The sequence below is a fragment of the Rouxiella chamberiensis genome, from assembly GCF_026967475.1.
Classification (GTDB): Bacteria; Pseudomonadota; Gammaproteobacteria; order Enterobacterales; family Enterobacteriaceae; genus Rouxiella; species Rouxiella chamberiensis.
Genome location: NZ_CP114058.1, coordinates 4,400,700 through 4,421,787 on the forward strand (window position 1 = coordinate 4,400,700; position 21,088 = coordinate 4,421,787).

16 protein-coding genes and 6 pseudogenes are annotated in these 21,088 nt (G+C 55.2%); 7 read left to right on the top strand and 15 right to left on the bottom strand.

Annotated features, from left to right (window positions below; genetic code table 11):
* Window positions 1–3 precede the first annotated feature (3 nt).
* Window positions 4–275: pseudogene (locus O1V66_RS20635) on the bottom strand (oxidative damage protection protein).
* Window positions 276–368: 93 nt separating this feature from the next.
* Window positions 369–1,423, bottom strand: a pseudogene (gene mutY, locus O1V66_RS20640) (A/G-specific adenine glycosylase).
* Between the two features lie 212 nt (window positions 1,424–1,635).
* On the opposite strand from mutY, the gene trmB reads away from it, so the two are divergent.
* From trmB to O1V66_RS20660, 4 genes and pseudogenes are all read left to right on the top strand, one after another.
* The gene (gene trmB / locus O1V66_RS20645) at window positions 1,636–2,355 is read left to right on the top strand and encodes a tRNA (guanosine(46)-N7)-methyltransferase TrmB (RefSeq protein WP_045049186.1); all 720 of its coding nucleotides are present in this window, start codon (window positions 1,636–1,638) and stop codon (window positions 2,353–2,355) included.
* A complete protein-coding gene (locus O1V66_RS20650) occupies window positions 2,355–2,681 on the top strand; it encodes a YggL family protein (RefSeq protein WP_045049187.1) in 327 nt (108 codons plus the stop codon). Before trmB ends, O1V66_RS20650 begins: the two co-directional genes overlap by 1 nt.
* A 196-nt stretch (window positions 2,682–2,877) precedes the next feature.
* Window positions 2,878–3,801: pseudogene (gene glsB / locus O1V66_RS20655) on the top strand (glutaminase B); the annotation flags it as partial.
* A gap of 61 nt (window positions 3,802–3,862) precedes the next feature.
* Entirely contained in the window at window positions 3,863–4,594 is a 732-nt protein-coding gene (locus O1V66_RS20660) for a YggN family protein (RefSeq protein ID WP_045049189.1), read from the top strand.
* A gap of 41 nt (window positions 4,595–4,635) precedes the next feature.
* Here the strand turns inward: O1V66_RS20660 and hemW are convergent, their stop codons facing one another.
* From hemW to O1V66_RS20685, 5 genes and pseudogenes are all read right to left on the bottom strand, one after another.
* Window positions 4,636–5,772 (bottom strand): radical SAM family heme chaperone HemW, encoded by a 1,137-nt coding sequence (gene hemW, locus O1V66_RS20665; protein WP_045049190.1) that lies wholly within the window; start codon window positions 5,770–5,772, stop codon window positions 4,636–4,638.
* A 126-nt stretch (window positions 5,773–5,898) separates the two neighbouring features.
* Window positions 5,899–6,372: pseudogene (rdgB, locus tag O1V66_RS20670) on the bottom strand (RdgB/HAM1 family non-canonical purine NTP pyrophosphatase); the annotation flags it as partial.
* 78 nt (window positions 6,373–6,450) lie between these two features.
* A complete protein-coding gene (locus O1V66_RS20675; protein WP_045049192.1) occupies window positions 6,451–7,005 on the bottom strand; it encodes a YggT family protein in 555 nt (184 codons plus the stop codon).
* 118 nt (window positions 7,006–7,123) lie between these two features.
* Window positions 7,124–7,945, bottom strand: a complete 822-nt coding sequence (gene proC / locus O1V66_RS20680; RefSeq protein WP_045049193.1) for a pyrroline-5-carboxylate reductase — start codon at window positions 7,943–7,945, stop codon at window positions 7,124–7,126.
* Window positions 7,946–8,132: 187 nt separating this feature from the next.
* Window positions 8,133–8,846 (bottom strand): YggS family pyridoxal phosphate-dependent enzyme, encoded by a 714-nt coding sequence (locus tag O1V66_RS20685; RefSeq protein ID WP_045049194.1) that lies wholly within the window; start codon window positions 8,844–8,846, stop codon window positions 8,133–8,135.
* 21 nt (window positions 8,847–8,867) lie between these two features.
* Between O1V66_RS20685 and O1V66_RS20690 the strand changes: the two are divergent.
* Window positions 8,868–9,865, top strand: a pseudogene (locus tag O1V66_RS20690) (type IV pilus twitching motility protein PilT).
* A 12-nt stretch (window positions 9,866–9,877) separates the two neighbouring features.
* Here O1V66_RS20690 and ruvX read toward each other — a convergent pair.
* The 8 genes and pseudogenes from ruvX to metK all read right to left on the bottom strand — a co-directional run bounded on the left by ruvX (window position 9,878) and on the right by metK (window position 17,261).
* Complete coding sequence (gene ruvX / locus O1V66_RS20695; RefSeq protein ID WP_045049196.1) at window positions 9,878–10,306, bottom strand: Holliday junction resolvase RuvX; 429 nt, start codon at window positions 10,304–10,306, stop codon at window positions 9,878–9,880.
* Window positions 10,306–10,869 carry a YqgE/AlgH family protein gene (locus O1V66_RS20700; protein ID WP_045049197.1) on the bottom strand — a complete coding sequence of 188 codons (564 nt, stop codon included), beginning with the start codon at window positions 10,867–10,869 and terminating at the stop codon, window positions 10,306–10,308. The genes ruvX and O1V66_RS20700 overlap by 1 nt, the downstream gene beginning before the upstream one ends.
* A gap of 162 nt (window positions 10,870–11,031) precedes the next feature.
* A complete protein-coding gene (gene gshB, locus O1V66_RS20705; protein ID WP_045049198.1) occupies window positions 11,032–11,985 on the bottom strand; it encodes a glutathione synthase in 954 nt (317 codons plus the stop codon).
* Between the two features lie 23 nt (window positions 11,986–12,008).
* The gene (rsmE, locus tag O1V66_RS20710; protein WP_045049199.1) at window positions 12,009–12,740 is read right to left on the bottom strand and encodes a 16S rRNA (uracil(1498)-N(3))-methyltransferase; all 732 of its coding nucleotides are present in this window, start codon (window positions 12,738–12,740) and stop codon (window positions 12,009–12,011) included.
* Between the two features lie 93 nt (window positions 12,741–12,833).
* Window positions 12,834–13,550, bottom strand: a complete 717-nt coding sequence (gene endA / locus O1V66_RS20715) for a deoxyribonuclease I (RefSeq protein WP_045049200.1) — start codon at window positions 13,548–13,550, stop codon at window positions 12,834–12,836.
* A gap of 132 nt (window positions 13,551–13,682) precedes the next feature.
* Window positions 13,683–14,189, bottom strand: coding sequence for a SprT family zinc-dependent metalloprotease (locus O1V66_RS20720; protein WP_045049232.1), 507 nt, complete (start codon window positions 14,187–14,189; stop codon window positions 13,683–13,685).
* A 118-nt stretch (window positions 14,190–14,307) separates the two neighbouring features.
* On the bottom strand, window positions 14,308–15,705 hold the full coding sequence (locus tag O1V66_RS20725) for a sugar porter family MFS transporter (protein WP_045049201.1): 1,398 nt from the start codon (window positions 15,703–15,705) through the stop codon (window positions 14,308–14,310).
* A gap of 403 nt (window positions 15,706–16,108) precedes the next feature.
* Window positions 16,109–17,261: pseudogene (gene metK, locus O1V66_RS20730) on the bottom strand (methionine adenosyltransferase).
* Between the two features lie 693 nt (window positions 17,262–17,954).
* On the opposite strand from metK, the gene speA reads away from it, so the two are divergent.
* Together speA and speB are read left to right on the top strand one after the other, a co-directional pair.
* The gene (speA, locus tag O1V66_RS20735) at window positions 17,955–19,934 is read left to right on the top strand and encodes a biosynthetic arginine decarboxylase (protein ID WP_045049203.1); all 1,980 of its coding nucleotides are present in this window, start codon (window positions 17,955–17,957) and stop codon (window positions 19,932–19,934) included.
* 72 nt (window positions 19,935–20,006) lie between these two features.
* On the top strand, window positions 20,007–20,933 hold the full coding sequence (gene speB, locus O1V66_RS20740) for an agmatinase (protein ID WP_045049204.1): 927 nt from the start codon (window positions 20,007–20,009) through the stop codon (window positions 20,931–20,933).
* The last annotated feature ends 155 nt before the right edge of the window (window positions 20,934–21,088 follow it).

Genomic DNA, 21,088 nt, shown 5'->3' on the forward strand with positions numbered 1-21,088 from the left:
ATATTATGCGGAAGGCGGGGTGTAACCTTCAATGTGCACATCATGACCTTCAAACAGGAAGTTGATCATCTCCTGCTCCAGCAGTTTGCGGTCATCGGGATTCATCATGCTTAATTTTTTTCATTGATGAGCATGGTTTGCTTTTTCATCCACTCCGCCCAGGCTTCTTTCGAGATTTCGTTATAGATGCGCTTACCCAGCTCGCCCGGATACAGCTGAAAATCCTGACCTTCGGCTTCTTTATTCAAGAAAGTACAAAAAATTGTCCTGCTCATACTCGATTCCTCATTTATGGCCTGGTGGTCCAGTCCTGTTCCAACCGGCGCGGCATGAATCAAGCCTGTCCGCCCGTCAGTGTGAAAAAATGGCTATCGCGGCAGCGCCTTCGCCAGTTGCGCCAAAAGGCGTTCAACCGGTGCGGCCAGCCCGACAGACTGTGGCTGCGCTAAGTTATACCAGAGACCCGAGCCTTCATCCATGCAACCCGCTGCGGAGTCGATATTAATCCACATTGGCACAATATCCAGATGGAAATGACTGAAAGTATGCCGAAAAGCGATCATTTGTTGCATTGAGGCCCGCGATACGGCGTATTTTTTACCGCCCGCCATCAGTTCGTCTTCGCTGGCAAACTGCGGGAAGCAGAACAGTCCGCCCCATAATCCCACCGGCGGCCGCTGTTCGAGCCACACTTTGTCACCCTGCTGAATCATCAGCATCCAGGCGGTTTTCTCGGGCAGCGTTTTCTTCGGCTTCTTGCCCGGATAGTTTGCCCAGCTGTGATTGGCATAAGCGACACAGCCGAAATTCAGCGGGCAGAGTTCGCATTTTGGCCGCGAACCGGTGCAGACCATCGCGCCGAGATCCATCATCGCCTGATTAAACTGCTGAACACCTTCCGCGGGCGTGACGTCTTCGCTGATTTTCCACAGTCTGTTTTCGACCTTTTTTCGCCCGGCCAGCCGTCGACCGCATAGCAGCGCGCCAGCACGCGTTTGACGTTACCGTCGAGAATAGGGTAGTGCTGACCCAGCGAAAGCGACAGAATGGCCCCCGCCGTCGAGCGGCCAACGCCCGGCAAGGCATTGACTTCTTCAAAGGTGGTCGGGAAAACCCCGTTATGTTGTGCCACAATAGTCTGCGCGGCTTTATGCAGATTACGTGCGCGGGCGTAGTATCCGAGGCCGGTCCATAAATGCAGGACTTCATCCAGCGGCGCGGCGGCCAGCGCGCTCACGGTTGGAAAATAGGTCATAAAGCGCTCAAAATACGGAATCACCGTCGCAACCTGCGTTTGTTGCAACATGACCTCGGAGAGCCAGACTTTATAAGGTGTTTTTTCGAGCTGCCACGGCAGGGTCTTGCGACCATAGCGTTGATACCAATCGAGTACCGCAGGCGCGAAGCGGTGCGCTTCCATCATAGGCGTATTACAGATCCCACAGGGGTTAAAATCGAGCAGAGGATTGCAGCATACCGGCTCACTGCTGTAAACCGGATCTTTGCAAGACTTGCCTTGATTTGCACACAAAGTCGAGGTAAAGCGGCGGATTTTAAACGATCGCTTGCTAAAGCCGGGTAACTTTGGATAATGCGCCTTTCCCTAAATTTATCGCCAGACAGATAGAAAGCACTATGAAAAATGACGTCATTTCACCGGAGTTTGATGAAAACGGTCGCGCGATGCGCCGTATCCGCAGTTTCGTGCGCCGCCAGGGCCGCCTGACCAAGGGTCAGCAACATGCGCTGGACAATTTGTGGCCGGTGATGGGCGTTGAGTATCAGTCGCAGCCTGTCGAGATTGCCTCGCTGTTTGGCCGTGATGCACACACCGTGCTGGAAATCGGTTTCGGGATGGGAACGTCGCTGGTCACCATGGCAAAACAGCATCCCGAGCAGAACTTTATCGGTATCGAGGTCCACTCTCCGGGCGTCGGTGCCTGCCTGGCTACGGCTCAGGAAGAGGGCGTCGAGAACCTGCGCGTGATGTGTCACGATGCGGTAGAAGTGCTCGAAACCATGATCCCCGACGGTTCGCTGGACATGGTGCAGCTGTTCTTCCCCGATCCGTGGCACAAGGCGCGTCATAACAAACGCCGCATCGTACAGACGCCGTTTGTCGAGCTGGTGCGTCGTAAATTGAAGCTGGGTGGCGTGTTCCACATGGCAACAGACTGGGAACCTTATGCCGAACACATGCTCGAAGTGATGAGCGGCGTTGAGGCTTACGGCAATCTGTCGGCGGAGGGCAACTATGTGCCACGTCCGCAATCGCGCCCGGTAACCAAGTTCGAAATGCGTGGTCAGCGTTTAGGCCACGGCGTATGGGATCTGATGTTTGAGAGGAAGCAATAATGGCCAAGAATCGTAGTCGTCGTTTACGCAAGAAGTTACACATTGAAGAGTTTCAGGAGCTGGGTTTCTCGGTAAAATGGCGCTTCCCTGAAGGCACCGACGTCGAAAGCATCGACGCGTCGCTGGATGAGTTCGTTGAAGGCGTTATCGAGCCGAACAAGCTGGCCTTCGATGGCAGCGGCTATATTCAATGGGAAGGCCTTATCTGCCTGCAGGAAATCGGCCGTTGCACCGACGAGCATCGCGAAGCGGTGAAAAAATGGTTGGAAGACCACAAAATGCAGGACGTTGAAGTCAGCGAACTGTTTGATATCTGGTGGGATTGATTTATCCTGTCACTGTCTCTAAAGCGCCTTCCCGGCGCTTTTAATTTAATCCCCTTCGTTTTTGACGCTACAGTTGCACTGGCTTATCTTGCTCATCCGAATAACTGACCTGAGTAAGCTCATCGGACGTCGTCTGTCTTCGCCTGCCGTAACGCCAACGACCTTGGGTATGACTTGAATATCTAAAGGAAAACGGGTGTCGACTGAATTAGACAATGGTTTGCTGGAAGAGATCCTCTCACAGGTTCGGCCGTTGATTGGCCTTGGGAAAGTGGCGGACTACATTCCCGCACTGGCGACCGTCTCGCCGGACAATCTGGGCATAGCGGTCTGCACCGTCGAGGGCCGGCAATTCTTTGCGGGCGACGCGCAGACCCGCTTCTCCATCCAGTCTATCTCCAAAGTCCTGAGCCTGACGCTTGCGATGAGCCGATATGAAGAGCACGAGATCTGGAATCGCTGCGGCAAGGAGCCTTCCGGACAACCGTTCAACTCGCTGGTGCAGCTGGAGCTGGAAAAGGGCAAGCCGCGCAACCCGTTCATCAATCCGGGAGCGCTGGTCATTTGCGATATGCTGCAAAGTCGCCTTGCCGCGCCGAAACAGCGTATGCTGGAAGTCGTGCGTCAGCTTTCCGGCGAACAGGATATTCACTACGATCCGCTGGTGGCCCGTTCCGAGTTCGAGCACTCCGACCGCAATGCCGCCATCGCCTATCTGATGAAGTCATTCGGCAATTTCGACAATGACGTGCTCACCGTGCTGCAAACCTATTTCAACTACTGTTCACTCAAGATGAGCTGTTGCGAGCTGGCGCGTACTTTCCTGTATCTGGTAAACAAGGGCTTGCCGCCTGGCGGTGACGAACCCTTGATAGAACCGGGTCAGGCCCGTCATATCAACGCCTTGATGGTCACCAGCGGCATGTACGATGGGGCGGGCGAGTTCGCCTATCGCGTCGGCATGCCCGGCAAGTCGGGCGTGGGCGGCGGGATAATTGCCGTGGTGCCGGATGAAATGTGCATTGCGGTCTGGTCGCCGGAACTCGATGCCGCAGGGAACTCTTTGGCAGGAACCGCTGCCTTAGAATTACTGGCGCAACGCATTGGCCGCTCAATTTTTAAACAAGCATCCGCAGTCAGCGCGGCAAAGCCTGCTGCCTGTCAGACCGAAGGGAGAAAAAATGTTAGCAAAAACAGGATTAAAACAGGGCCTGATTGGCCTTCTTGCTCTGACGGCGCTCCAGGCTCACGCTGACTTCCAATGCAGCGTCAAGCCGAAAGACGACGTGGTTATCAAACCCGAATCCGTGCAGATCGTTGGCGCGAGCGGCAATGTGCTGATTACGCCGAACGGCAACCTTAGCCAGAACGGCAAGGAAGTCTCTCTGACTGCCAGGCAGCAGCAGGAGGCGATTGACTATCAGGCCGCACTGCGCCGCGACCTGCCGTGGATAGATCAGGGTGCCAGGGCGCATCTCGAGAAAGCCCGAGTGGCAATGGACGGCGTTATCGTCAAACAGCTGGGGTCCAACAGCAACGTGCGCAACCGCCTGACGACACTCGATGGTCAGCTGAAACAGCAGATGAACCGCATTATCGAGCATCGTCCCGACGGCCTGACCTTCCACCATCAGGCTATCGACAAGGTTCAGCAGGATGGCCAGCGTCTGGTCGAGCAGACGATGGGCGGCGTAATGCAGGACAGCATGAACGAAATGGGCACCCGTCAGCTGGCGAGCGGCGGAAATCCGCTACAGGCGATGATGGGCAATCTCGGCGGTTTGCAGCAGGCGGTACAGGCAGAGTGGAAACAGCAGCAGGGCGAATTTGAGAGCTTTGGCCGCAACGTCTGTCATCGCGTGACCTCGCTGGAACAGCAGCGCAGCGAATTGCTGGCCGATATCAAATCATGAGGCAATGCCCTTCCCCTGTAACAGACGGGGAAGGGTAACCGCTAGTCAGCCAAAAACAGTTCCAGCAGCGAGTTCAGGAACAGTTTTCCCTTCTCGGTAATCTGCCAGTGCGTGGTCGTCTCGACCATGTACTCTTTGGCAATGGCTTCGTCTATCTGCGGGCGAACGCTGGACTCTTCCAAACCGGTATAAATCGCGAACTCTTCACGCGGCGCGGCTTCAAGCAGTCGGAAACGGTTCATAAAGAACTCGAACGGCAGCTCCTTACTCTCGACTTCATGCTGTTTATCCATATAGCGACCCTGCATGTAACCGCGCGGATGCTTGGTCTTGACGGTGCGCAGAATACGGCCATCGGGCTGGGTCAGCTTGCCATGTGCGCCACAGCCTACGCCGAGATAGTCGCCGAAACGCCAGTAGTTGAGATTATGCTGGCACTGATAACCCGGCTTGGCATAGGCAGAGGTTTCATATTGCCGATAACCGGCGGCGGTCAGCAGTTGATCGCCCTGCTCGAAGATGTCCCACAGGGCATCGTCATCAGGCAGCACCGGCGTCTTGTAGGCGAACATCGTATTCGGCTCGATGGTCAGCTGATACCACGACAGATGCGGCGGATTCAGTGCAATCGCCTGACGCAGGTCGTCCAGCGCTTCTTCCAGCGTCTGATTCGGCAGGCCGTGCATCAGATCAAGGTTAAAGCTGCGCAGGCCTAAATCGGTCGCAAGGTGCGCGGCGCGTTTTGCCTCGTCCGGTCCGTGAATCCGCCCAAGACGTTCAAGCTTCTCGCTGCTGAAACTCTGCACGCCGATGGATATGCGGTTCACCCCGGCGCGCTGATAGCCGCTGAAGCGATCGGCTTCGACCGTGCCGGGATTCGCTTCCATGGTAATTTCCGCCGTGGGGGAAACGGGCAGACGAGCGCGAACGCCATCGAGGAGATTCTGCATCGCTTCGCTGCTCAGAAGGCTCGGCGTGCCGCCACCGATAAAGATAGTCTCAACGGTGCGGCCTGCGGTCAGATGCAGATCGGCATCGAGATCGGCCAGCAGATGCGCCACATAATCGTCATGCGGCACCTCGCCTTTCAGCGCGTGCGAGTTGAAATCGCAGTAGGGACATTTCTGAACACACCACGGAATATGCAGATAAAGACTTAACGGTGGCAGCTTACGCATTCTTCTCGGCAGCCTCGGACATCGCCTTGAACAGCTTGGCCAGCGCCAGACCACGGTGGGAAACGGCGCTTTTTCTTCGCGCGTCAGCTCTGCGGCAGTTTTGCCGAGTGCCGGAACATAGAAAATAGGATCATAGCCAAACCCGCCTTCACCAGACATGGCGCGGGTGATTTCACCGTCCCAGCTGCCGTGGCACACCAGCGGCGTCGGATCTTCGGCGTGGCGCAGATAGACCAGCACGCAGTGGAACTGCGCCTGACGCCGGCCTTCCGGCACGTCTTTCAACGCGTCGAGCAGTTTGTCGAGATTGCGCTGGTCGGTCGCGCCTTCGCCGGAATAGCGGGCCGAGTAAATTCCTGGCGCACCGCCGAGAAAATCGACCGCCAGACCCGAGTCGTCGGCAACCGCAGGCAGACCGGTAATCTGCGCCGCATGACGAGCTTTCAGAATCGCGTTTTCGATAAAGGTCAGGCCGGTTTCATCTGCGTCATCGACACCCAGTTCAGTCTGCGCGACGACGTCGAGTCCGAAATCAGCGAGGAGGTGCGCGAGTTCACGCACTTTTCCGGGATTACCGGTGGCCAGTACAACTTTTTGCATGTCAACTTCCTGAAAGTGAAAAATTTACGCCACGGCAGAAGCGTTACCTTCCGTCCGTGGCGTAGGAGCTAATCCTGGTTACAGCAGGAACCAGAGCTCGCCCAACAAATCCATGCCGAGATAGTTCAGCATATACAGAATGAGAATCACGACCATGGCCGAGAAATCGATACCGCCCATTGCCGGAATGATGCGGCGGATAGGGGCCATTAGTGGCTCGGTAAGCTGCATCAGCACATAATCCATGGCACCACGGCCCTGACTGACCCAGCTCATGAGCGAGCGAATGATGATAAGCCAGAACACCAGATAACCGGCCGATTTGACCAGCGCAATCAGTCCAAACAACAGGTTATAAGGACTAAGCGAAATTCCGCCACCCTGAATCAGCAGCAGCAGCGGGTACTTTATGGTCATCAGCAGGAAGGCCAGCAGCAGCGATGCGCTGTCGATAGGGCCGAGTGGCGGAATGACTCTGCGCAGCGGGCCGATAATCGGCTGGGTTATTTTAACAACAAATTGCGAGAAGGGATTATAAAAATCGGTCCTCGCCCACTGCATCCAGATACGTAAAAGTAAAACCATGACATAGAGGTCAATCAGTGTCTTGACCAGAAAAGTCAGCGTGAGCATATTTAACCTTATTCTTGTGATAGTGAGTTCAAAGCAACACTCTGAACCAGCAGAACTTTTTCCCAAATGATGTCGTTTTTGACCAGAAAGCCCGCCGCAGCAGGCTCCTGTCGAAAAACTAGAACTGTTTTTCCATTTCTTCCGCGCGTGCCACCGCAGCCTGCATCGCCTGCGCCACGATAGCAGTCAGATCGCGTTCGTTGAATACATTCAATGCTGCGAAGGTCGTGCCGCCTTTGGAGGTCACATTTTCGCGCAGGGTAGACAGCGGCGTTTCAGGGTTGGCCTCAACCAGTGCCGCGGCTCCGCTTGCCGCCTGCTGCACCAGCAGACGGGCGTTGTCGGCACTCAGGCCCTGACGCTGCGCTTCCTGCTGCATGGCTTCCATAAACAGGAAGAAATACGCCGGTGCGCTGCCCGCCGCTGCAATCACCTGATTGATGCCTGCTTCCGTCTCTACCCAGCAGACTTTGCCGACCGCCGTCATCAATTCGCTGCTGAACTCGCGGTCTTGTTCCGACACCTGCTGCGGCGCAAACAGCCCGCTCATGCCTTTACCCACCAGCGACGGCGTGTTGGGCATGATGCGCACGATACGCAGATTGTCGCCGAGCAGGGCATAGAAACGCTCGACGCTGACGCCCGCCGCAATCGACAGCACCAGTTTGTCGCTAAAATCGACCTGTTGCTGCAACTCGCTGCAAACGTCGGCCATCAGCTGAGGTTTTACAGCCAGCACCACGACATCGGCCGTTTGCGCACTGGCGATATTGTCACTGCTGCTGAGGGTGCCATACTTGTCTTTCAGCGCATCGCGGTTTTTGCCGGAAGGCGCGCAGACGGTAATCTTGTCTGCCGGATAACCGCTCGTGACCAAACCGGCGATGATTGCGCCAGCCATATTTCCTGCACCGATAAAGCATATCTTGCGATGTTGCATGTTGCTCCTCTTTACCCTTCCTATTTAGCGCTGCCGTGGCGTGGATTACATCCCCGCTTTTGCCACTGGCCTGATAAAGCTGCCGGAGACGCGGTCATCCGGCCCCCGCGATGCACGCGGCAATCAGGTAAAGTGACTCGTTTTTACGCCAGCTCCAATAATCGGGTTATCCATTTTAAAGGTGTGTTTATTTCGAATAATCACGGGCACCGAAGATAGCGGTGCCGATGCGGACCAGGGTGCTGCCCGCCGCGATGGCGGCCGGCATGTCATCGGTCATGCCCATCGACAGCGTATCGACATCGGGATATTGCTGTTTAAGCTGCCTGAAAGCCGCAGTCATCTGGCGGAACACGGCCAGTTGACGAGAATGATCGCTTTCCGGCGCGGGAATCGCCATTAACCCACGCAGTTTCAGGCGCGGCATTCTGGCTATCTCGGCGGCCAGTGATGCGACCTGATCCAGCGCAATGCCGGATTTACTGCCTTCATCGCTGATATTGACCTGTATCAGCACCTGCAACGGAGGCATGGCTTCCGGACGTTGTTCGTTAAGTCGTTGTGCAATCTTCAACCGGTCAATCGTATGACACCAGCTGAAATTCTCGGCCACCAGACGACTTTTATTGGACTGCAAAGGACCGATAAAGTGCCAGATGAGCGCGGCCGGATGATCGGCGAAGGCGGCGACTTTCTCGACGCCTTCCTGCACATAGTTTTCACCAAAGGCCAGTTGCCCGGCGGCGATCGCTTCTTCGATAGCGCTCGCAGGTTTGGTTTTACTGACTGCAAGCAACGTCACTTCTTCTGGAGAACGCTCGCAAAGGGCGGCAGAAGAGGCGATACGCTCCCTGACTTGCTGTAGATTTTCCGCAATAGATGAATGCTGACGTTGGTTCATAGTGGCTCGGGAGTGTTTCAAATGGATATCAATAGTTTTGTAGCGCTAAGTGTAAAGCAAAATGCCTCGGATCTGCACCTTTGTACCGGCCACGTGCCGAGAATCCGTGTCGACGGCGAGCTGATAGACGGCGCACTGACGGAACCCGTCACCCATGAGCAGCTTGTTACGCTCAGCGAAATCTGGCTCGACCACGAGGCGCTTACGGCCCTGCATCGGCAGGGGCAGGCGGATGCAGCCGTCACGCTTTCCGACGGTCGTCGCGTGCGGGTCAATTTTTTCGCCAGTTTGCCGGACTGTCTCTGGCACTTCGACCGCTGCCTCTGGCGTGCCCGACGCTGGAGGCGCTCCAGACACCTTCCGTATTGCAAACGCTCTCGGAACAGGAAGACGGGCTGATTTTGATAACCGGCGCAACCGGCAGCGGTAAATCGACCACATTGGCGGCGATGATAGGCCATCTCAATCAAACCCGCACGAGGCACATTATCACGTTGGAGGACCCGATTGAATTCCTGCACACCAGTGAACGCTGTTTAATTCAGCAGCGGGAACTCGGCACGCATACGCCTTCGTTTTCAGGTGCAATTAAAGCCGCGCTGCGTGAAGACCCCGACGTACTACTGCTTGGCGAACTGCGCGACAGCGACAGCATTCGTCTGGCGCTGACCGCCGCAGAAACCGGGCATCTGGTTTTGGCGACTCTGCATGCGCGCCATGCTTCACAGGCGGTAGACAGGCTGGTGGATGTCTTCCCGGCCGAAGAGAAAGCCTTTGTCCGCGCCCAGCTGGCGGGCAGTCTGCGTGGCATTCTGGCGCAAAAACTCGTGCAGGGGCCGAAAGGCGGAAGGGTAGGCTTATATGAATTGCTGACCACTACCCCGGCGGTATGCAATCTGATTCGCGAGGGCAAAACCCATCAATTGCAGGACAGTCTGCAAACCGGCGGCGAGGCCGGTATGCAAACCTTTGAGCAAAGCAGGCAACAGCGGATCAATGCCGGGCTGCTTGCCGGCTGAAATCGATACGGGTCAAGGCGTGTTCCACTGATTCTCGAACCAGCTTTCAAGGATGATAACCGCAGAGGCGGCATCAACGCTGCCCTTGTCCAGCGCGCGAAACCCGCCGCGTTCGAACAGGTCGGCACGTGCTTCAACGGTGCTGAGCCGCTCGTCGTGGAGTTCGACCTGAACGCCGAATCTGCCGTGCAGACGGTTGGCAAACCTGCGGGCGCGTGCGGTGAGCGGTTGCTCGGTGCCGTCCATGTTTAGCGGCAGGCCGACGATGACTAAATCGGGTTGCCACTCTTTGAGTAGTTTTTCGATTTTCTGCCAGTCCGGTGTCCCGTCCTGTGCCTTGAACGAGGTCAGCGGTCGTGCAGTGCCCGTGACTTCCTGACCAATGGCAAGGCCGATGCTTTTGGTCCCGAAGTCGAAGGCGAACAGCGTGCGATTACCCATTATGCGTGGCCTGCGTGGGTTGCCAGCTGGCTGATTTCGATACCGATCATCTTGGCCGCTTCGCGCCAGCGGTCGGCAATAGGCGTTCTGAAAATAATATCGCTGCTGGCTTCGATGGTGAGCCAACTGTTGTTGAGCAGTTCCTGCTCAAGCTGACCCTGTTCCCAGGCAGCGTAACCCAGCGCAACCAACACGTCTTTCGGCTGGTCCGGGGTGCCGAGCGTTTCCAGCACGTCTTTCGAGGTGGTTATCATGGTCTGATCGGAAATCTGGATGCTTGAACCAAAACCCTGACGCGGCGTGTGCAGAATAAAACCGCGGTCGTCGGCCAGCGGGCCGCCGGAAAACACCGGGCGATCCAGATTGATGGCCGGATCCCGTGGCGTCGGATCAATATCCAGTTTATCGAGGACATTTTTAACCGTGAAATCGTCGACTAGCTTGTTGATGACCAGCCCCATTGCGCCTTCGTCGTTGTGTTCGCACACATAGACAACGGAGCGCTTGAACATGGGTTCTTCAAGTCCGGGCATGGCAATCAAAAAGTGGTGCTGTAAATTCATTTTGGGTATCCGTCCGTTATTTTTCGCGCCGTAACGACGTTGACGGGCCTGGCTTGCCCTCGTCACTGATGGGGTAGGCGACGAGGGCTGCTCGGCCGCGGCCTGGCTACGACACGAAATCTAATGGATTTTGAGATCGGTAATAGATTTTAAAACATGACGTTAACGCGCAGCCAAACGGGCTTCGATAGCGTCCATCAGCATGCCGGTAATGGAGATATCCGGGAATGCCGCCTCGATTTCACGTACACAGGTCGGGCTGGTGACGTTAATTTCGGTCAGGCGATCGCCGATGATGTCGAGTCCGACAAAAATCAGACCCTTTTTCTTCAGCGTAGGCGCAACGGTACGCGCAATGGCCCAATCGCTTTCGCTGAGTGGACGCGCTTCACCACGACCACCGGCCGCCAGATTGCCGCGCGTTTCGCCCTGGGAAGGGATACGCGCCAGACAGTAAGGCACTGGTTCGCCGTCGACAACCAGCACGCGCTTGTCGCCGTCCTTGATGGCGGGCAGGTAATTCTGCGCCATGCAGTAACGGCTGCCGTGTTCGGTCAGCGTTTCGATGATAACGGACACATTGGCATCTTCCGGTTTCAGGCGGAAGATAGACGCGCCGCCCATGCCGTCGAGCGGCTTGAGGATCACATCGTTATGCTCTTTGTAGAATGACTTGAGCTGAGTGGCATCACGCGTGACCAGCGTATCTGGTGTCAGTTCAGGGAACCAGGCGGTGAACAGCTTTTCGTTACAGTCGCGCAGGCTCTGCGGCTTGTTGACGATAAGCGTGCCTTTCTCTTCTGCGCGCTCGAGAATATAGGTCGCGTAGATAAATTCGGTGTCGAACGGCGGATCTTTACGCATCAGGATAACGTCGAGATCCTGCAGGGCGATGTCCTGCTCGTCGCCAAACTGATACCAGCTCTCGTAATCCTGCTTAACCAGCAGTTTACGCGTTTGAGCACGGCCTTCGCCGCCGCGCAGATACAGAGAGTTCATCTCCATATAATGCAGTTCATAGCCGCGACGCTGGGCTTCCAGCAACATGGCGAAGCTGGTGTCTTTCTTGATGTTGATGGAAGAAATCGGGTCCATCACGATGCCAAGCTTAATCATCTTCTCTCCTTTAAGGCCTGCTTCTAGCCCAGATCGCCAAAACGCACCTGAAGTGCGGTGATGGCGGTGAGCGCGGTAGTTTCAGTGCGTAGAACACGCGGTCCCAACAGGATATCAGTAAATCCGTAGCCCGTGGTCATTGCAATCTCTTCGGCGGAAAGGCCGCCTTCGGGGCCAATCAGCAAACGTACTCGCTCAACCGGCAGCGGCAGGGTGTTGATGCTGTGGCTGGCGCGCGGATGCAGATTCAGTTTCAGGCTGTCGTCCTGCTCGGCGCACCACTGTTCAAGCGGCATGGCTTCGCGTATTTCGGGTACACGGTTACGCCCGCACTGTTCACAGGCGGCGATGGCAATCTTTTGCCACTGTTGCAGTTTCTTGGCCAGCCGTTCGCCGTCGAGTTTTACGCCACAGCGGTCGGAAAAGAGAGGGGTAATCGTGTTCACCCCAAGCTCGATGGACTTCTGAATGGTGAACTCCATCTTTTCGCCGCGCGAAATCACCTGGCCGAGATGAAGATTTAGCGGCGATTCGTTGTCGGCCAGTTCGCCGGTGCCTATCTGCACGCGCACGCTTTTCTTGTCGACATGGGACAAGGTTGCGTCGAATACCTGATTGGAGCCGTCAAACAGCTGGATCTGTTGCCCCGGTTGCATACGCAGAACGCGACCCACGTGATTGGCGGCGTCTTCGCAAAGCGCAATCTCGGCATGGGCGCTCAAAGGCTCGGGATGATAAATGCGGGGTATGCGCATGTGAGGCTGTAATCCTATGATAAAAAAACAGCGCCCCCGACTCATGACAGAATCAGGGCGCGCGTGACAGGCATATTATGTAGATATAGTAGGTTAGCTGTTTCCCTGCTTGCAAGCCTGCTGAACATAGTTGTTGTGATTACCCTGCACGGCAGCGATGCGGTTATCGCGCTCGCATTCCCACGGCGTCACCGGATACAGCTTGTCCCACGCCGTAAACAGCTGAGTCTGCTGGCGTGAGAGGTTCAGGTGATACTGGTCGCGCATATAGAAATAGGTGCGGGCAATGGCACCGCGCGCACGCACCGGCGGCTCGGCCACTTTGTTCTTGAAATCTATCTTCATTTCACAGCGACCGTACTGACCGGCCGGAATATTGGCCATGCCGTACTGGAAGTTGTTGCGATCGCCGTTCACTTCGCCGATGGACGGTTGCAGATTATGCAAATCGGTTTCCATCTTGCGATAGGTGGCGTCCTTGTTGCAGTTCTTTCTGCCGCCGTTTTGCCAGCACAGATGCTGGTGGCCGAACTCCCATGCGGGCACTACGTGTTCCCACTCGATGCGGCTGGCGCGCTGGGCATTCTTGCGAGGCGTATAACCACAGGACTGCAGATCCGGCGTGCCTTTTTTACCCGTCCAGCTCACTTTGCAGCCGCAATAAAAGGTCGGCGCATCGTGGTTGATTTTCACTGCCGCTGCTTTCGCCTGCGTGAAGTTATTAATTTTGATGTGATCATAAGATTCACTGAAAGCGCTAAACGACGAAAAAGCGACGAGGGAGAGCAGCAGCAGAAGTTTGCGAGACATAGTTAATCAACCCGAGAGCTAAAAGCAGGCAGGTTAGCGGATGTAGAGGGCGCTATCAATGAGATATTGGGTATTTTTTAACGAGTAAGTCGACGCCGTAACGCCCGCCACTCGCGGCCTGACGAAGTCTTGCTAGCTGGTTTTGAAGCGCAACAGGGTCTTGCAGTGGCAGCAGCGATACTCGGCTTCCTTGCGCATGACTTTGTTATGACGACGGACGGTCAGTTGATGGTCGCGGCACTGGCAAAGATAGGGGTAAGTTTTGCTCTGCACCGAGGCGACCTTGAACTGGTGCGTGCGGCTGGCGGAAACGCCCAGAATCGACTCCATCATCCAGCGCCACTCTTTGCCGTGCGGGGCGACGGAAGGGCCGAAGTGTCGAAAGACCAGCAGATGCGCCAACTCGTGCGGGACCACTTCATCAATGAAAGGTTGCTGGTTTTCCAGTAACAGCACCGGATTCAACCTGATTAGCCAGTGTTGCAGATAAGCCGTGCCCGCGCTGGTGCCGCGCTGCTGATAATTTACCTCGGGCTCGGGATACGAGACCTTCAGCTTCTCGTTGGCGAGCGCGAGTTTTTCGCGCATGCAGCGCATGACCGCCTGTTGCAGGGCGATGGGAATTCGAGTGCTTTTCATGTTTCGCAGCATAAATCTGCAACAGGGGGTGACGCAAGTGAAAAGCCTGTGCTGCGGATGAGAAGCGGATAAAAAAAGGCGCTCAACGAGCGCCTTGGATGACCTGCGGAGAAGCGTGTTATTCGCCGATGTTTTTCAGTTTCTTGCCGCTCATCAGGTTACGTTCGATGTGCTCGAGAGACACGCCTTTGGTTTCCGGAATCAGCGCCAGAGTGATGAAGATAAACACCACGTTCAGTGCGCCGTAAACCCAGAAGGTATTGGCGTTGCCGAGGTTGTCCAGCATGGTCAGGAAGGTCGCCCCGACAATCATGTTGGCAATCCAGTTGGTTGCGGTAGAAACGGTGATACCGAAATCACGGCCTTTCAGCGGCTGAATTTCAGAACACAGTACCCAGATAAGCGGACCGGCGCTCATTGCGAAACCGATGATAAACATCAGCAGCATCGCGATGGCGAAGTATTTCGCGCCCATCGATTCGACACCGATATGCAGCATGGTGCCGAGAATACCCATACCGATAGCCATGACCAGGAAGCCCAGAATCAACGTCGGCTTGCGGCCCCAGCGGTCAACCAGACCGATGGCGATAAAGGTTGCCAGAACGTTGACCAGACCTACGATAACGGTGCCCCACATCTGTTCGGAGTTGCTGGCAAAACCGGCCAGCCCGAAGATTTTCGGCGCGTAGTACATGATGACGTTCATACCGGTAAACTGTTGCATGACTTGCAGCAGAATGCCGAGGTACACCGCACGACGGAAGTTCTTGTTGTTGGTGAAGAGCTTCCAGCCACCCTGTTTTACTTTCAGGCTTTCACGAATTTCGTTCAGTTCGTTCTTCGCCTGCTCACTGGTGTCACGCAGTTTTTCGAGCACGCGACGGGCTTTCTCGTCGTTGCCGCGCGCAGCCAGCCAGCGCGGGCTGTCCGGCAGGAAGAATACGCCGATAAGCAGCAGCAGGGCAGGGATGGTAATAACGCCCAGCATCCAGCGCCATGAACCGGTATAGCTGAAGCCGGTATCGGACAGATAAGCCGCCAGAATCCCGATGGTAATCATCAGCTGATACATGGAGATCATGCTGCCACGGATTTTTTCCGGAGCGATTTCAGACAGATAAAGCGGCGCAGTATAAGAGGCCACACCGACTGCCAGACCCAGCAACACACGGGCAATGATAAGCACTTCCGTGTTCGGAGCCAGCGCAGACGCCAGAGAACCTATCACGAACAGCACGGCGCCAATCATCAGGCTGTATTTACGGCCGATGCGGAAGTTCATCCAGCCACTGCCTACCGCACCGACGGCGGCACCAAACATCATCGAACTCACCACCCATTCCTGCTGGTGGTTGGTTATCTGAAAATCATGACTGATAAACGGTAATGCCCCTGCAATCACCCCAATGTCCAGGCCGAACAGCAGCCCGGCCAATGCGGCGAGAAAACAGACAAAAAAGGTTACACTCTTGTTCGAGCGCTTCTCTGCCTTATATGACGTTGAGATACTCATCCTGCCTCCGAAAAATGGCTATAATTCTTTGCTCGCTATGTTATTGGCCTAGCGGCCGCTAAAGAGTGCGCCAGATCACATAGTTGTAATCGCTTACACTTCTTGTTGCATAGGCAAACGTGTTGTGACGAGCTTTTGTAAGACTTTGTTAAGACGGACGCGTTAGCGATATAGACTTCTAGTCTATCCCCTGATTTAAATCAATCAATTGTTGCCAACCCGTAACTGTGCATTACTCTAACTTATTAATTAGTAAGAATATATATTCTGTAACCGTTTTCAAATCAAGACGATTCTTTAAAACGAGCATAAAGAGAATAGCCATAAAAAAACCCCGCCGGTAAGGGCAGGGTTTGTTTTAGGAATAAGTCGTTAAACTTTTGCTAACCGTTGTTCGGCTAAATTACAGGCCGGCGGCTTCGCGCAGCTGAGCTGCCTTGTCGGTTTTTTCCCAAGGGAAATGTTCGCGACCGAAGTGACCGTAGGCAGCCGTCTCTTTGTAGATTGGGTGCAGCAGGTCAAGCATCTGAATCAGGCCGTATGGACGCAGGTCGAAGAACTCGCGAACCAGCAGGGTCAGTTGCTCGGTAGACACTTTTTCGGTGCCGAAGGTTTCAACCATGATGGAGGTCGGTTCTGCTACGCCGATTGCGTAGGAAACCTGAATCTCGCAGCGGTCGGCAAGGCCGGCAGCAACGATGTTTTTTGCTACATAACGTGCCGCGTAGGCCGCCGAACCGGTCAACCTTGGAAGGATCCTTGCCCGAGAATGCACCGCCGCCGTGACGCGCCATGCCGCCGTAGGTATCCACGATGATTTTGCGACCGGTCAGACCACAGTCACCCATAGGTCCACCGATAACGAAACGGCCCGTCGGGTTGATGTGATATTTGGTGGAGGCATTCAGCCATTCGGTAGGCAGAACCGGCTTGATTATCTCTTCCATCACCGCTTCTTGCAGATCTTTCTGGCTTATCTCTTCCGAGTGCTGAGTTGACAGCACAACCGCGTCGATGCCGACGATTTTACCGTCGTCATACTGGAAAGTGATCTGGCTTTTTGCGTCCGGGCGCAGCCATGGCAGTGAACCTGACTTACGTACCGCAGCCTGTTGTTGAACCAGACGGTGTGCATAAGTCACCGGTGCCGGCATCAGCACGTCGGTTTCATTGGTTGCATAACCAAACATCAGACCCTGGTCACCGGCACCCTGTTCCAGCGGATCGCTGCGGTCAACACCCTGATTGATGTCGGGAGACTGCTTGCCAATGGCGCTCAGTACGGCACAGGAGTTGGCGTCGAAGCCCATTTCTGAGTTGACGTAGCCAATTTCGCGGATGGTGTTACGGGTAATCTCTTCGATATCAACCCATGCGCTGGTGGTCACTTCACCGCCAACCAGAACCATGCCGGTTTTGACGTAAGTTTCGCAGGCAACGCGTGCTTTAGGATCTTGTTCTAAAATCGCGTCGAGAACGGCATCAGAGATTTGGTCAGCGATTTTGTCTGGATGTCCTTCTGAAACAGATTCGGACGTAAAGAGGTGTTTAGCCATTATCTTCTTTACCTTTCATACGACGGTTATAAATTGCTGCCAAGCTAGGCAACATGAAAAAGGACAGATTTGAAGCCCATCCGTGAAGCCGTTTGACGGTTTACAAAATAGACGGATTAACATCTGGACGTCTATTTTAGGACAGCTTCGAAGGTGATTGCCAGCCCTTTTTTCCAGCACGCGTGTTCAATTAGTGCCTAACAGGCGTGACATTCACTAAGAGAAACGGTTTTCGGCTCACTTTCATTTTGCATTTGCCCAGTCTTACCGGTATAAACGCCTCCGCGCTGCACTAATTCTCCAGTTAGTGATTAATCAGCGTATTCCAGTAATTACTGTTCTCTTTATGCCCTATTTGGCCGGATGTCCGTTTGCAAGGCGTGGCACCTGTGGAGGTGGTTAAGTTAATGACCCGCTTTTTACCGCTTGTTACATTTCAACAGCATCCTCAGCAGTCGCCTGTCATCCCTGCGTACTGCCACGGTGAAAAAATTCAGCTATCCCCCAAGGTTTTTCCCGACTCATTCCACCGAGTCTGACAACGTGATTTACAATTATATGCGTGATCGACTTGTTCGAAGAGATGACGACCGGCTTTCGACCGCCGTTTATCGGCTTTGTCCGAGTTGTTCTCACCTGTTGTTACTGCGATAGTGGCTGGCCATGCTGTCAGTGTAGAAAAGGGTATTAACTATGTCTGATGACATGCATTCCCACCGTCCGTCTCATGCGGGCGACAGTGTTTCTTTGCGCTCCATGCAGGAGGTTGCCGTGAACGACCGTGATGCCAGCAAAATGCTGCGTACTTACAACGTTGCCCATTGGGGCAATAACTATTACGACGTCAATGAGCTTGGCCACATCAGTGTATGTCCCGATCCGGACGTCCCTTCGGCCCGCGTAGACTTGGCGCAACTGGTGAAAGACATGCGCGAGCAGGACGGTCAACGTCTGCCGGCGCTGTTCTGTTTCCCGCAAATTCTTCAGCACCGTTTACGCTCGATAAACGCGGCCTTTAAACGCGCGCGCGAATCCTTTGGCTACAACGGTGACTATTTCCTGGTTTATCCTATCAAGGTCAACCAGCATCGCCGTGTTATCGAATCGCTGGTGGAATCCGGTGAACCTTTGGGTCTGGAAGCCGGTTCGAAAGCCGAACTGATGGCGGTTCTGGCCCATGCAGGCATGACCCGATCGGTTATCGTCTGTAATGGCTACAAAGACCGCGAATATATTCGTCTGGCTCTGATCGGCGAGAAGCTGGGCCACAAGGTCTATCTGGTCATCGAAAAAATGACCGAAATCAAGCTGGTGCTGGAAGAGGCCGAGCGCCTTAATGTTATCCCGCGTCTGGGCGTGCGTGCGCGTCTGTCCTCGCAGGGTTCCGGCAAATGGCAGTCGAGCGGCGGCGAAAAATCCAAGTTCGGTCTGGCTGCCGCGCAGGTTCTGCAACTGGTTGAAATGCTGCGTGCGGCAGATCGTCTGGACAGCCTGCAACTGCTGCACTTCCACCTCGGCTCGCAGCTGGCCAATATCCGTGACATCTCGACCGGTGTGCGTGAATCTGCCCGTTTCTATGTTGAACTGCACAAGCTGGGCGTCAATATCCAGTGCTTCGACGTGGGCGGCGGTTTGGGCGTGGACTACGAGGGAACCCGCTCGCAGTCTGACTGTTCGGTCAACTATGGCCTGAACGAATACGCCAACAACGTTATCTGGGGCATCGGCGATGCCTGTAATGAACACGGTTTGCCGCACCCTACCGTCATCACCGAGTCTGGCCGCGCCGTCACCGCGCACCACACGGTGCTGGTGTCCAACGTGATAGGCGTCGAGCGTAACGAGTTTACGCCGCCGGTCGCACCTGCCGAGGATGCGCCGCGTGCGCTGTCGAGCATGTGGGACACCTGGAACGAAATGCACGACCCCGAAAACCGTCGCTCGCTTCGCGAATGGCTGCACGACTGCCAGATGGACCTGCACGACGTCCATTCCCAGTACGCGCACGGCATTCTGGATTTGACCCAGCGCGCCTGGGCGGAAGAGATCTACCTGAATATCTGCAACGTTATCCAGCAGCAGCTTGATCCCAGCAATCGCGCGCACCGCCCGATTATCGATGAACTGCAAGAGCGTATGGCCGACAAGCTGTACGTCAACTTCTCGCTGTTCCAGTCGATGCCGGATGCGTGGGGTATCGATCAGCTGTTCCCGGTATTGCCGCTGGAAGGGCTTGATAAACCGCCAATCGGCCGCGCGGTGCTGCTCGACATCACCTGCGACTCCGACGGGATTATCGATCACTACGTCGATGGCGACGGCGTGACGACCACCATGCCGATGCCGCCGTACGACCCCGAAAATCCTCCTGCGCTCGGCTTCTTTATGGTCGGTGCCTACCAGGAAATCCTCGGCAACATGCACAACCTGTTCGGCGACACTGCTGCGGTTGACGTGTTTGTGTTCCCCGACGGCAGCATTGAAGTCCAGCAGTCCGACGAAGGCGATACCGTGGCCGATATGCTGGAATACGTGCAGCTCGACCCGAATGTCCTGCTGACCCGCTTCCGCGATCAGGTTAAAGAAACCGATCTCGACGACGCGCTACAGGCGCAGTTTATCGAAGAGTTCGAAAGCGGACTGTACGGCTATACCTATTTGGAAGACGAATAAGTCTTTAAATAAGGCATGAACCATGGCCTCGCGGAGACAGACTCCGGCGAGGTTTTCATAAAAGGAAAAGTTATGAGCACTTTGGGGCACAAGTTTGACAACTCGCTGGTTTCCAACGCCTTTGGATTCCTGCGATTCCCGGTGAATTTCGAGCCGTACGACAGCGATGCCGAGTGGGTTATCACCGGCATTCCCTTCGACATGGCGACGTCCGGCCGTTCCGGTTCGCGTCTTGGCCCGGCGGCAATCCGTCAGGTATCGGTAAATCTGGCGTGGGAAGGCAAGCGCTGGCCGTGGGATTTCGATCTGCGTGAACGCCTGAAAGTTGTCGACTGCGGAGACGTAGTGTTTGATTTCGGTGATGCCCAGAGCCTGGTGGACAATCTTGAAGAGCACGCCGATCGCCTGCTGGCTTCCGGCAAGCGCATGCTGTCATTCGGCGGCGACCACTTTGTGACGCTGCCGCTGCTGCGCGCGCACCACAGAAAGTTCGGCAAAATGGCGCTGGTGCATTTCGATGCGCACACCGATACCTACTCCAACGGCAGCAAGTTCGACCACGGCACCATGTTCTATCATGCGCCGAAAGAAGGCCTGATCTCTGCCGAGAACTCCGTGCAGATCGGCATTCGTACCGAATTCGACAAAGATCTCGGCTTTACCGTGCTTGACGCGGCGCAGGTCAACGATCGCACCGTTGACGATATTCTGGCGCAGGTGAAACAGATTGTGGGCGATCTGCCTGTTTATCTGAGCTTTGATATCGACTGTCTGGACCCGGCGCACGCGCCCGGAACCGGTACGCCGGTGATTGGCGGCCTGACTTCCGATCGCGCCCTGAAACTGGTGCGCGGCCTGAAAAATCTGGATCTCGATATTGTCGGCATGGATATTGTCGAAGTTGCGCCATCCTATGACCAGTCTGAAATCACCGCGCTGGCCGCGGCGACACTGGCGCTGGAAATGCTGCACGTGCAGGCAGACAAGAAGGGCGCATAAGCCTGTTCCTGATTGCTGCTTCAAAACCCGGCGCTGCCGGGTTTTTTGTTTCCGTTGCAGGCAATGATAAATAGCAAAGTTTCGAAAAACGGCGGCGAAAACAGCAAGACAGTGGCAACCTCTTCTTATATCACTCTCATGCCGACAACATCTCC

Coding starts and splice junctions, on each gene's coding strand:
- trmB (WP_045049186.1), top strand. CDS start 1,636: ATGAAAAATGACGTCATTTCACCGGAGTTTGATGAAAACGGTCGCGCG.
- O1V66_RS20650 (WP_045049187.1), top strand. CDS start 2,355: ATGGCCAAGAATCGTAGTCGTCGTTTACGCAAGAAGTTACACATTGAA.
- O1V66_RS20660 (WP_045049189.1), top strand. CDS start 3,863: ATGTTAGCAAAAACAGGATTAAAACAGGGCCTGATTGGCCTTCTTGCT.
- hemW (WP_045049190.1), bottom strand. CDS start 5,772: ATGCGTAAGCTGCCACCGTTAAGTCTTTATCTGCATATTCCGTGGTGT.
- O1V66_RS20675 (WP_045049192.1), bottom strand. CDS start 7,005: ATGCTCACGCTGACTTTTCTGGTCAAGACACTGATTGACCTCTATGTC.
- proC (WP_045049193.1), bottom strand. CDS start 7,945: ATGCAACATCGCAAGATATGCTTTATCGGTGCAGGAAATATGGCTGGC.
- O1V66_RS20685 (WP_045049194.1), bottom strand. CDS start 8,846: ATGAACCAACGTCAGCATTCATCTATTGCGGAAAATCTACAGCAAGTC.
- ruvX (WP_045049196.1), bottom strand. CDS start 10,306: ATGGGTAATCGCACGCTGTTCGCCTTCGACTTCGGGACCAAAAGCATC.
- O1V66_RS20700 (WP_045049197.1), bottom strand. CDS start 10,869: ATGAATTTACAGCACCACTTTTTGATTGCCATGCCCGGACTTGAAGAA.
- gshB (WP_045049198.1), bottom strand. CDS start 11,985: ATGATTAAGCTTGGCATCGTGATGGACCCGATTTCTTCCATCAACATC.
- rsmE (WP_045049199.1), bottom strand. CDS start 12,740: ATGCGCATACCCCGCATTTATCATCCCGAGCCTTTGAGCGCCCATGCC.
- endA (WP_045049200.1), bottom strand. CDS start 13,550: ATGTCTCGCAAACTTCTGCTGCTGCTCTCCCTCGTCGCTTTTTCGTCG.
- O1V66_RS20720 (WP_045049232.1), bottom strand. CDS start 14,189: ATGAAAAGCACTCGAATTCCCATCGCCCTGCAACAGGCGGTCATGCGC.
- O1V66_RS20725 (WP_045049201.1), bottom strand. CDS start 15,705: ATGAGTATCTCAACGTCATATAAGGCAGAGAAGCGCTCGAACAAGAGT.
- speA (WP_045049203.1), top strand. CDS start 17,955: ATGTCTGATGACATGCATTCCCACCGTCCGTCTCATGCGGGCGACAGT.
- speB (WP_045049204.1), top strand. CDS start 20,007: ATGAGCACTTTGGGGCACAAGTTTGACAACTCGCTGGTTTCCAACGCC.